This is a genomic window from Ruminococcus flavefaciens, from assembly GCF_900143025.1.
Lineage (GTDB): Bacteria > Bacillota > Clostridia > Oscillospirales > Ruminococcaceae > Ruminococcus > Ruminococcus flavefaciens_I.
The window spans coordinates 37,093-49,780 of sequence record NZ_FRCT01000015.1; the positions used below are offsets into that span (position 1 = coordinate 37,093).

Sequence of the window (12,688 nt, forward strand, 5' to 3'; positions counted from 1 at the left end):
ACTTTGTCTGATATTTATATTTTTTTGGTACTTTAAACGCAAAAAGCACTGCGCTTTTTACAAAAGTGACGGATTTTGCGAGATTTTCTGTATTTTTTTGAAAATGCTCTTGACAATGCTGGTTTAAAGTGCTAAGATAGTAATCAAGAACAAGGACGTTTCAGCAGGCTATCTGTCTGTTGAAACGTCTTTTTTATTATGCGATACGGTTCAATGGCGAGGCGTATCGGAAAGGCGTGACTTAAATGGACAATTTCAGAAGTGAAGCTCCATACGAGCAGCAGGGACTTTATGATCCCACATTTGAACATGATAACTGCGGCATAGGTGCGGTAGTTAATATCAAGGGCGAGCAGTCCAGATATGTTGTAGACAGTGCTCTTACTATCGTTGAAAAGCTTGAACACCGTGCAGGCAAGGACGCTGAGGGCAAGACCGGCGACGGTGTAGGCATACTTGTACAGATGCCATACAGCTTCTTTATAAGTGAGACCGCAAAACTTGGTTATGATATCGGCGACAATGGTGATTTCGGTGTGGGAATGTTTTTCTTCCCACAGAATGAAATGAAGCGCGGTCAGGCTATGAAGCTGTTCGAGCTCATTATCAAAAAGAACGGAATGGAGTTCATCTGCTGGCGTGATGTGCCTGTATCATCGGGTATACTCGGTCAGAAGGCACTTGACAGTATGCCTTATATCATGCAGGCTTTTGTAAAGCGTCCCGAGGAATGTTCAAAGGGGCTTGACTTTGACAGAAAGCTTTTTATTGCAAGACGTGAGTTTGAACATTCAAATGAAAATACATATGTATGTTCGCTTTCCAGCCGCACAATAGTATATAAGGGGATGTTCCTTGTTGACGAGCTCAGAAAGTTCTACACAGACTTGCAGAGCGAGGATTTCAAGTCTGCTATTGCTACTGTACATTCCCGTTTTTCAACAAATACAAATCCAAGCTGGCAGAAGGCTCACCCGAACCGCTTGATAGTACACAATGGTGAGATCAACACTATAACAGGAAATGCAGATAAGATGCTTGCACGCGAGGAGAGTATGAGCTGTGAGGCATTGAAAAAAGATATGTATAAGATACTTCCTGCTATAAATGTAAATGGTTCCGACTCCGCAAGACTTGACAATGCTCTTGAATTCATGGTAATGTCGGGTATGCCGCTGCCTCTTGCAGTAATGATAACAATTCCGGAGCCATGGAAGAACGACAGGACTATTTCAAAAGCCAAGTATGACCTTTATCAGTACTACGCTACAATGATGGAACCGTGGGACGGACCTGCGTCTATCATTTTCTCAGACGGTGAGGTCATGGGAGCAGTTCTTGACAGAAACGGTCTCCGTCCTTCGCGTTACTGCGTAACAAGTGACGGATTCCTGATACTTTCATCTGAAACAGGCTGTATTGATATAGCTCCCGAAAAGATCGTGAAAAAGGATCGTCTCCGTCCCGGAAAAATGCTTCTTGCTGATACAAAGCAGGGTCGTATTATCGAGGACGATGAAATAAAGTCCACATATGCAACACGCCAGCCCTACGGAGAGTGGCTGGACGCAAATCTTGTCCGTCTGCATGATCTGCATATACCGAACAAGGGAGTACAGACCTATTCAAAGGACGAGCTTGCAAAGCTGCAAAAGGCATTCGGTTATTCCTACGAGGATATCCGTACATCTATACTGCCAATGGCTGAAAAAGGCGCAGAGCCGATAGCTTCCATGGGAAGTGATATACCGCTCCCACCGCTTGACAAGCAGTCTCCAAGCCTTTTCAACTACTTCCGTCAGCTCTTTGCACAGGTTACAAATCCTCCGTTTGATGCTATCCGTGAGGAGATAGTTACGGATACAAGCGTATATATCGGCAAGGACGGTAATATCCTTGAGGAACGTCCTGAGAACTGCCACGTCCTCAAGATCGAAAATCCTATCCTTACAGAAACGGATATGCTCAAGATAAAGGCTCTTAATCAGAAGGGTCTGAAGATCGCAGTTATACCGATCACATATTATATAGGTACTTCACTGGAAAAGGCAGTTGAGCGTTTGTTCATAGAGGCTGACAAGGCTTACCGTGACGGTGCTTCTATACTTATTCTTTCTGACCGTGGTGTGGACGAGTTCCATTGTCCAATACCTTCACTGCTTGCAGTTGCAGCGCTTCAGCAGCATCTTGTTTCCACAAAGAAGCGTACAGCAGTTGCAATGATACTCGAAAGTGCAGAGCCGAGAGAAGTACATCATTTTGCAACACTTCTTGGTTACGGAGCTTGTGCTGTAAATCCTTATCTTGCACATGAAAGCATACGTTCACTTATTGAGGACGGCACACTTGACAAGGACTTCTACGCAGCAGAGGACGATTACAATTCAGCTATCCTTCACGGTATTGTCAAGATAGCTTCAAAAATGGGTATTTCTACTATCCAGTCCTATCAGGGCAGCAAGCTCTTTGAAGCCGTTGGCATTTCCCGTGAGCTTATAGACAGCTATTTTGCAGGAACTGTCAGCCGTATCGGCGGTATCGGTCTCAGTGATATAAGCAAGCGTACAGAGAAGCTCCACACAGCAGCATTTGACCCGCTGGGACTTACAGTAAACTCCAATATCGGCAGTGCAGGCAGCCATAAGCTCCGCAGCGGAAAGAGCGAGCATCTCTACACTCCTGAAACTATACATCTGCTCCAGCAGGCTGCATGGACAGGTAATTATGAGACCTTCAAGGCATATTCAGCTGCAATAACACGAGAGGACAACGAGCTTACGCTCCGCAGCCTCCTTGACTTTGATTTTGATGAAAACGGCGGCATACCGATAGACGAGGTCGAGTCCGTTGAAAGCATCTGCAAACGCTTCAAGACAGGCGCAATGTCCTACGGCTCTATTTCACAGGAAGCACACGAGTGCATGGCTATGGCAATGAACAGTATCGGAGGCAAGTCCAACAGCGGTGAGGGCGGTGAAAGCCCTGAACGTCTGAAATCAGACAAGTGCTCAGCAATCAAGCAGGTGGCTTCCGGACGATTTGGTGTTACATCGGAATATCTCGTTTCTGCACAGGAAATACAGATAAAAATGGCTCAGGGCGCAAAGCCGGGCGAGGGCGGACATCTTCCGTCAGGTAAGGTATATCCCTGGATCGCAAAAACACGTCACTCTACCGCAGGCGTGGGACTTATCTCACCTCCGCCTCACCATGATATATATTCTATCGAGGATCTTGCACAGCTTATCTATGACCTGAAGAATGCCAACGATAAGGCTCGTATATCAGTAAAGCTCGTATCGGAAGCAGGCGTTGGAACTGTTGCGGCAGGTGTTGCCAAGGCAGGCGCACAGGTAATACTCATTTCGGGCTATGACGGCGGTACAGGTGCAGCTCCGAAGAGCTCCATATATAATGCAGGACTTCCATGGGAGCTCGGTCTTGCAGAAGCACATCAGACGCTTATGCTCAATGGTCTCCGTTCAAGAGTTCGTATAGAAACAGACGGAAAGCTCATGACAGGTCGTGATGTACTTGTTGCAGCACTTTTAGGTGCTGAGGAATTCGGCTTTGCAACAGCTCCACTGGTAACAATGGGCTGCGTTATGATGAGAGTCTGCAATCTTGATACCTGTCCTATGGGTATCGCAACACAAAATCCTGAGCTCCGCAAGCGTTTCCGCGGCAAGCCCGAATACATTGTTAACTTCATGCATTTCATTGCACAGGAGCTCCGCGAGTATATGGCAAAGCTGGGTATTCGTACTGTTGATGAGCTTGTTAGACGCAGTGACCTGCTGAAACCAAAGGACAGCGCAGTAAATAGCAATATCGACTTTACAAATATACTGTCAGTAAGCCATTCTGATGAAAAGCAGCATTACGATCCCGCAGATATTTTTGATTTTGAGCTTGACAGCACTATAGACCGCCGTGTTATAATAAAGAAGCTGGGAAGCACACTGAAAAACGGTTCAACCAAGAGCATTTCAGTTGATGTGGTAAATACCGATCGTTCTGTGGGAACTCTTACAGGTGCAGAGATAACAAGGATACACGGTGAGAATGTTCTTGCTGATGATACATTCACTGTTAAGTGCACAGGCAGCGGCGGACAGTCCTTCGGTGCATTTATACCAAAGGGACTTACACTTGAGCTCTGCGGCGACAGCAATGACTATTTCGGCAAGGGACTTTCAGGCGGCAAGCTTGTACTTTATCCACCTAAGAATTCAGGCTTCAAGGCTGATGAGAATATCATCGTCGGAAATGTTGCACTTTATGGTGCTACTTCAGGAAAAGCATTTATCAACGGCGTTGCAGGTGAAAGATTCTGCGTAAGAAATTCGGGTGCAATAGCTGTATGTGAGGGCGTGGGCGACCACGGCTGTGAGTATATGACAGGCGGACGTGCTGTTATCCTCGGAGGTACAGGAAAGAATTTCGCCGCAGGTATGTCGGGCGGTATCGCTTATGTTCTCGATGAAAAGCATGACCTTTACACTCGTCTGAACAAGTCGCTTGTATCACTTGAAACAGTGACAGCAGATGAGGACATCACAGAGTTGAAAACTATCATATCCGAGCACGCAGAAGCTACAGGTTCGGAGAAGGCAAAGAAGATACTTGCTGAATTCGAGCATTATCTGCCATGCTTCAAGAAGATAATACCACATGATTATGCTAAGATACAGAGCACAGTAAAATCGCTTGTATTATCAGGTGTATCACGTGAAAAGGCTGAAATAGAAGCCTTTGAGCTTATAAGAAAGGAGGCGTGAGCCATGGGAAAAGCAACAGGATTTCTTGAATATACAAGAACCGAAACAACGGCTAAGGAGCCATTGGAGCGTATAAAGGATTTCAATGAGTTCCACGTACCGCTCTCAGATGAGAAGCGCAGAGAACAGGCTTCACGCTGTATGGACTGCGGAGTTCCTTTCTGTCAGAACGGAAAAATGCTCTGCGGAATGGTGTCGGGCTGCCCGCTGAACAATCTTATCCCCGAGTGGAACGACCTTATTTACCACGGTCAGAAGGAACAGGCACTTAGTCGTTTGCTGATGACCAATAACTTCCCCGAGTTCACATCAAGGGTATGTCCCGCACTTTGCGAAAAGGCTTGTATATGCGGAGTTTACGACAGTCCCGTTACTGTTAAGGAGAACGAGAACTCCATAATCGAATACGGATTTGAAAGCGGACTTATAAAGCCTCAGGCTCCCGCTGTCCGCAGCGGCAAGAGAGTAGCAGTTATCGGTTCAGGTCCTTCGGGACTTGCCGCTGCCGATACTCTCAATAAGCGCGGTCACAATGTTACGGTTTATGAGCGTTCTGACCGTGCAGGCGGACTTCTGATGTACGGTATCCCGAATATGAAGCTTGAAAAGCATATCATAGAGCGTCGTATTGAGCTTATGAAAGCCGAGGGCGTGGAGTTTGTCATAAACGCAAATGTTGGAGACAATGTTTCGGCAGATGAGATAATGAACGGCTTTGATGTTGTCGTACTTGCCTGCGGTTCATCAAATCCCCGTGATATAAAGGCTGAGGGCAGAGATGCAGAGGGGATATACTTCGCAGTTGACTTCCTTAAAGCTACTACAAAGAGTCTGCTTGACTCTGAGCTTTCGGACGGTAAGTACATTTCGGCTAAGGATAAAAATGTAGTTATCATCGGCGGAGGAGATACAGGAAATGACTGTGTCGGTACTTCTGTCCGTCACGGCTGCAAGTCTGTTACACAGCTTGAAATGATGCCTAAGCTCCCTGATGAAAGAGCTGAAAACAATCCGTTCCCTCAGTGGCCCCGTGTCTGCAAGACAGACTACGGTCAGGAGGAGGCTATAGCAGTATTCGGACATGATCCTCGTATCTACTGCACTACTGTCAAGGAATTCATAAAGGACGAGAAAGGCGCACTTTCGGCTATAAAGACTGTAAAGCTCGAATTTGTTACAGATCCTGCAAGCGGCAGAAGAGTGCCTAAGGAGATAGAAGGAAGCGAGGAGATACTCCCTTGTGAGCTCTGTCTTATCGCAGCAGGCTTCCTTGGCTGTCAGAGTTATGTTGCTCAGGCTTTCGGTGTTGAACTCGACCAGCGTACAAACGTAAAAACAGCTCAGAATTGTCATAATACAAATATTGAAAAGGTGTTCACCGCAGGAGATATGCATATCGGACAGTCTCTTGTAGTCCGTGCGATACGCGAGGGCAGGGATGCAGCAGCAGAGGTGGACGAATACCTTATGGGCTACACCAATCTGAAATAAAGGAGAACGATATGATCTATTCAGAAAACGAGATATTGCAGTATATCGAGGAAAACGACGTAAAGTTCGTAAAGCTGACCTTCTGCGACCTTAATGGCAGACTGAAAAATATATCAATACTTTCCTCAGAGCTTGCTGTTACTTTTGAGCGCGGAGTACGTGTCGCTGCGAAAAAGATATCAGGCTTTGAGGCTGCAAACGGCAAGGACCTGTTCCTTTTTCCCGATGCTCAGACAATGACCGTTCTGCCGTGGAGACCTCAGCAGGGAAGAGTTATCCGTATGTTCTGCTATATCCGTTACAAGGACGGCACTCCCTTTGAGGGAGACAGCCGCTATTTCCTGAAAAAAGCCATGAAGTCTGCCGTGAATTCAGGTTATTGTTTCCGTTTCGGAACCTCCTGTGAATTTACGCTTTTCCTCAAAGATGAAAAGGGAATACCGACCAAGATTCCACATGATTTTGCAGGCTACTGTGATATTGCTCCGGATGATAAGGGTGAGAATATCCGCCGTGATGTATGCCTTACTCTTGAACAGATGGGCATACAGCCTGTTTCCTCACGACATGAGAGCGGCTGCGGTCAGCATGAGATAGACTTTAATTCATCGTCTGCCCTTAAAGCTGCCGATACTTTTCTTAGTTTCAAATCTGCGGTAAAATCCGTTGCCGAGACTCACGGTGTACACGCAAGCTTCATGCCTAAGCCGCTGCGCAACGACTGCGGAAACGGTATGCATATAAGCTTTACTGTCTTTCCTGACAGCGATTTTCTGGAGGAACGCGTTTCCGAGTGCGGCGGAATGGTAAAGAGTGCGGCAGCAGGAATAATGGATCATATACGTGAATTTACATTATTTACCAATTCAACTGTCAATTCGTATGCAAGACTCGGAGAGTTTACAGCCCCGAGGGATATCATCTGGTCTGACGAAGAGGGTTCACAGCTTATAAGAATGTCTCCTGACAGCGATGATACAGCTGTTGAATTAAGAGTATCAGATTGTGTATGCAATCCATATCTTGTACTCGGTCTGATGATATATGCTGCTATGGAAGGCATGGCTTCGGGAGCTGTCCTTCCCGAGAAAAACAGCGGAACAGAAAGACTTCCCGAGGATCTTGAAAAAGCAGCAGAGCTTGCTGAGAATTCAGAGTTCCTGAAAAGATATATACCCGAGAGTATCCTGAATATCATCATCGGTAAGAGCCGTGAGGAATGGAAGGAGTATTCTTCAGCATACAACAAGGAAGCATATGAAGATAAGAAATTTTTCAGCTCGCTTTAATGGAGGTGCATTTTGGAAAAGATTCTTGTAGTTTCAAGTAATAAAAATGCTGCTGAAGCTCTTCTTGATTTTCTGCGTGAATCGTTCAAATGTACTCCGAAGGTCGTCGAATCGGCTTATCAGGCGAAAAATGTTCTTGAAGCTGATATGCTTACCGAGCTTGTTATGATAAATTCGCCGCTTATGGACGAATCGGGCGTTGAATTTGCCGAGTATGTTACCGAAAAGACATCGTCTAACTGTATACTGCTTATAAAGGCAGAGCTTGCCGACAAGATAAGCGAACGTGCGGAAAAAGCAGGGATTATCATTGTAGGGAAGCCATTCAGCAAAACAGTGCTGTATCAGATAGTAAGGACGGTAGATATAGCGGTAAACCGTTCGGCAGAGCTTTATCTCAGAAATGCCCGCCTTGAGGAAAAGATTAACGAGATACAGACCATAGATAAGGCGAAATTCATGCTTATGGAGTACAAGGGCATGACAGAAGGTGAGGCTCATGCATACATTGAGCAGTATGCTATGAACAAGCGAAAAAAGAAGAGCATTGCCGCTCTTGCCATAATCGACAAGCTCAGCGAGCAGTATCTGTAGAGGTGCAAAAAATGTTTGACACGATACACGAAGAATGCGGAGTTTTCGGCATTTTCGAGAACAGGACAGCAAATGTGGCTGCTTCTGTATATTTCGGACTTTATGCTCTCCAGCACAGAGGTCAGGAGAGCTGCGGCATAACTGTCTGCGATGACGGTATCTTCCGCCACAAGCGTGCGGACGGACTTGTTTCCGAGGTGTTCACCCGTGAGGAGCTTGACAAGCTTGGCAGCGGCAATATGGCAGTGGGACACGTTCGCTATTCCACTACAGGCGGTCATAACCACAACAATATACAGCCGCTGGTCATTCGGCATATCAAGGGCAATATGGCTCTTGTACACAACGGAAACCTTGTCAATGCCTCTGAGCTTCGCAGCTCATTTGAGATGTCGGGGGCTATATTCCACGGTACTTCCGATACGGAAGCTATCGCATATTCAATAGTACGTGAGAGACTTACCAGCAGCTCTACCGAGCAGGCTGTAGAATTGGCAATGCCGTTCATCAAGGGAGCTTACTCCTGTATACTTATGACGGCGACGAAGCTAATTGCTTTCCGTGACCCCAATGGCTTCCGTCCGCTTTGCATAGGAAAAACTCACGACGGTGCATATGTTGTTGCTTCGGAGTCATGTGCGCTTGAAACAGTGGGTGCTGAGTTCATACGTGACGTGGAGGCTGGAGAGATAGTTGTAATAGATAAGGAAGGACTGCGCTCCATAACCACTAACTGCGCTACCAAAAAGCATATATGCATATTTGAGTACATATACTTTGCCCGTCCCGATTCTGTTATTGAGGGAGTATCGGTACATCATGCAAGGCTGAAGGCAGGGGAGCTTCTTGCAAAGAATTGTCCTGTTGACGCTGATATCGTTATCGGAGTACCTGATTCGGGACTCGATGCGGCTCTCGGCTACGCTAATGCAAGCGGCATACCTTACGGTATCGGCTTCATAAAGAATAAATACATCGGGCGCAGTTTTATACAGCCCGATCAAAATCAGCGTGAGAACGCAGTCAAGATAAAGCTCAATGCAGTACGTGAGAGTGTAAGCGGAAAACGTGTCATAATGATAGACGATTCTATTGTACGCGGCACTACCAGCGCAAGGATAGTAAGACTTCTGCGAGATGCAGGGGCTAAGGAAGTCCATGTGCGCATATCATCTCCGCCGTTTGTTCACTCCTGCTATTTCGGTACCGACATAGACTCTGAGGAAAATCTCATTGCGGGGAAATGTCATTCTACGGAAGAGATAGCAAAATATATCGGTGCGGACAGTCTGGGTTATCTGCCTCTGGAGTGTCTCGGAGAGCTTGTGGATAACAGGTTCGGTTACTGTAACGGCTGCTTTACAGGCGATTATCCCGTTGACGTAACCGGAGCAGGTTACAAGAATAAATTCGATGAAAAAATACACAGGTGACGTTCATGGAACAGGTCACGTATAAATGGACAGACGCTGAAAACGAAGACTTCAGTCGCTTTTACCTCATAACAGAGGAATATTACGACAGCCTTGTAGGCGGAAAGCTTAACAGGAGCGGATTTGTTCCTTACAATCTGTCTGACAGCATACAGTATGTGCTGATAGCTTATATAAATGATAATGCTGCTGCCTGTGCAGGACTGAAAAGGTATTCGGACACTGACGCGGAGATAAAACGGGTCTGGGTAGATCCCAAATACCGCGGAAGGCATATAGCAACGGAAATGATGAATATATTAGAGGAAAGGGCAGCCCTTCTGGGCTTTGACAGAACAGTTCTTCAGACAAGAGAAATAATGACTGCTGCGGTCAGTCTGTATAAAGAGCGCGGATATTATCAAATTGAAAATTATCCGCCTTATGACAGTCTTGAAGGTGCTGTTTGCTTTGCAAAGGATCTTACACGATGATCCTTGATAACGGCTGTGCATCAATGGCGCTGTACGGTCAGAATATATCAATAATTCGAGCCTGAACGGCTAATGTCTTTTGGCTTACGGCTAAAGGCTGAACTGGAGGAATAGAAAATGTGTACGATAATGAGTTACTGCGGTGTCAGCGGCGGTACAGGAAAAGTAATGGAGGGACTGAAGGCAACAGTGTCACGCGGTCCTGACGATCAGAGGATAGTAAAGGTGCCTGACGGTATTCTCGGCTTTCAGAGACTTTCCATAATGGGACTTACTCCCGAGGGAATGCAGCCATTTGAGCTTGACGGAGATTTTGCAGTATGCAACGGTGAGCTGTACGGCTTCCGCAGTCTCAGGGATAAGCTTATCATAATGGGATATACTTTCAGAAGTGACAGTGATTGTGAGATACTTCTGCCCTTATACAGAGAATACGGTACTGATATGTTTGCAATGCTCGATGCTGAATTTGCCTGTGTGATATATGACAGCACCGAGAGAAAATTCATTGCTGCAAGAGATCCGATCGGTATACGTCCGCTGTATTATGGCAAGTCTGATGACGGAACAATGGCTTTTGCCAGCGAGCCGAAAAACCTTGTTAATATATGCAAAAAGATCATGCCGTTCCCTCCCGGACACTATTATAAGGACGGAGAGTTCCGCTGCTATTGCGATATCACAGCTGTAGACAGGGTGATACATGACGACATGGATACCGTATGCAAAAACATTCACGATAAGCTTGTTGCAGGTGTTGAGAAGCGTCTTGACGCTGATGCAAAGGTTGGATTTCTGCTGTCCGGCGGACTTGATTCGTCACTTGTATGCGCTATTGCTCAGAAAAAAAGCGATAAGCCTATAAAAACTTTTGCTATCGGTATGAACACAGACGCTATCGATCTTAAATACGCAAAGCAGGTCGCTGATTATATCGGCAGTGACCATACGGAGATCATAATAACAAAGGACGATGTTATTGCGGCTCTTGAAGATGTAATTCATCTTCTCGGCACATACGATATTACTACTATCCGCGCAAGTATGGGTATGTATCTCCTTTGCAAGGCTATCCACGAGCAGACAGATATCCGCGTACTTCTCACAGGTGAGATATCAGATGAGCTTTTCGGATATAAGTATACAGACTTTGCTCCATCTGCCGAAGCATTTCAGCAGGAGTCGGTAAAACGTGTACACGAGCTTCATATGTATGATGTGCTCCGTGCTGACCGTTGTATCTCGGTAAACTCTCTTGAAGCAAGAGTGCCGTTCGGTGATCTTGATTTTGTGAAATATGTAATGGCTATCGACCCCGAGATGAAGCTTAACAAGTACAACAAGGGAAAGTATTTGCTGCGTCATGCTTTTGAGGGCGACTATCTGCCGCATGATATCCTATATCGTGAGAAAGCTGCTTTCTCGGACGCTGTAGGACATTCTATGGTGGACTATCTTAAAGAATATGCCGAGAATTATTACTCAGACGAGGAATTTGAGCTTGACTGCACAAAATATACTCATTCCAAGCCGTTTACAAAGGAATCACTTCTGTACCGCGAGATATTTGAGAAGTATTATCCCGGAAACAGTGAAATGGTCGTTGATTTCTGGATGCCTAACAAGGAATGGGAGGGCTGTAATGTAAACGACCCATCTGCACGAGTTCTTTCAAACTACGGCGAGAGCGGAAAATAATACATATTCATTTACAGTACGAACAGCTCATTGTTTACGTATACTGAATACAAAGAGCCGTCCTGATAACGGGATAAAACCGTTATAAGGGCGGCTTTATGTGCTATAAAATGTAAGGAACGCAAAAGGAGAGACATAATACGAAAGAAACATAGGACGAAAAGTTCGCCTTTTGCTGTTTCCTTGCCTTATGAAACAGTACGATATAAAAACAGCGGCATCGGAGAGCATATTCGCTTTCCTTTGCCGCTGTTTGGGGTTTATTGCCACTTAGGATTTACATTGTCTTGTATGGAATCTGTAAGAACATCAAGATGAAGAGTAATATTGTTTGTCTGGGCAGACGAAAGAATTGTATCTGATATTTCGACCGAGGACATCAGTTCAATTTCTTTCTCATCTTTTTTTATCGGTACCTTTGACTTGAAATACTGTACATTGGTATTATTTGGGACCGTTTCCCATTTCTCGTTCCAGTTTTCCGCAAGATTTACCGTGACTACTGTGTTTTCTCCGCCGCTGTCTTTGAATAAAAGCTTATTATCTTCGATCACAGCACTGCAAATATCGGTAACGTCTTCAATCCCTGATACAATGCAGCCTGATGAATCATACCATGCGGGTACGAGCCGCACCCGCAGGTATTCTCCGTTGGGATTACTGATCTCGTTCACCGAAACTTCTTTTACAGCTACATGATTACCCGAAGTATTTGTGGTTACTGACCATTTTATTTCATTATCCTGAGTTTCAGCGGGATTGTTTTGATTTTCAGCAATTAGAATATCCTGTTTGGCAGGGCGGAATTGATTGACCTTCTCTGCACTTTTCAGTATGAACGCATAAACAATTAACGGAGTAAGAAACAATATGACAGCTCCCGCAGCCGCTGCTGCGATATGTTTTTTCCTTGACTTCATATCGTTTCC

Annotated in this window: 8 protein-coding genes; 7 read left to right on the forward strand and 1 reads right to left on the reverse strand. The window is 45.6% G+C overall.

Annotated elements, in window-relative coordinates:
- Positions 1-245: 245 nt before the first annotated feature.
- The 7 genes from gltB (at position 246) to asnB (ending at position 11,759) form a co-directional block, all read left to right on the forward strand.
- Entirely contained in the window at positions 246-4,781 is a 4,536-nt protein-coding gene (gene gltB / locus BUB28_RS13365) for a glutamate synthase large subunit (protein ID WP_072952048.1), read from the forward strand.
- A gap of 3 nt (positions 4,782-4,784) precedes the next feature.
- Positions 4,785-6,272, forward strand: coding sequence for a glutamate synthase subunit beta (locus BUB28_RS13370; RefSeq protein WP_072952049.1), 1,488 nt, complete (start codon positions 4,785-4,787; stop codon positions 6,270-6,272).
- An 11-nt stretch (positions 6,273-6,283) separates the two neighbouring features.
- A complete protein-coding gene (locus BUB28_RS13375; RefSeq protein ID WP_072952050.1) occupies positions 6,284-7,561 on the forward strand; it encodes a glutamine synthetase family protein in 1,278 nt (425 codons plus the stop codon).
- Between the two features lie 12 nt (positions 7,562-7,573).
- Positions 7,574-8,155, forward strand: coding sequence for an ANTAR domain-containing response regulator (locus tag BUB28_RS13380; RefSeq protein ID WP_072952051.1), 582 nt, complete (start codon positions 7,574-7,576; stop codon positions 8,153-8,155).
- Positions 8,156-8,166: 11 nt separating this feature from the next.
- The gene (gene purF, locus BUB28_RS13385) at positions 8,167-9,588 is read left to right on the forward strand and encodes an amidophosphoribosyltransferase (protein ID WP_072952052.1); all 1,422 of its coding nucleotides are present in this window, start codon (positions 8,167-8,169) and stop codon (positions 9,586-9,588) included.
- Positions 9,589-9,593: 5 nt separating this feature from the next.
- Positions 9,594-10,061 (forward strand): GNAT family N-acetyltransferase, encoded by a 468-nt coding sequence (locus BUB28_RS13390; RefSeq protein WP_072952053.1) that lies wholly within the window; start codon positions 9,594-9,596, stop codon positions 10,059-10,061.
- 117 nt (positions 10,062-10,178) lie between these two features.
- On the forward strand, positions 10,179-11,759 hold the full coding sequence (gene asnB, locus BUB28_RS13395; RefSeq protein WP_072952054.1) for an asparagine synthase B: 1,581 nt from the start codon (positions 10,179-10,181) through the stop codon (positions 11,757-11,759).
- A gap of 260 nt (positions 11,760-12,019) precedes the next feature.
- On the opposite strand, the gene BUB28_RS13400 is transcribed toward asnB, so the two are convergent.
- Positions 12,020-12,679: a hypothetical protein gene (locus BUB28_RS13400; RefSeq protein ID WP_072952055.1), complete on the reverse strand. Its 660-nt coding sequence runs from the start codon at positions 12,677-12,679 to the stop codon at positions 12,020-12,022.
- Positions 12,680-12,688: the final 9 nt, after the last annotated feature.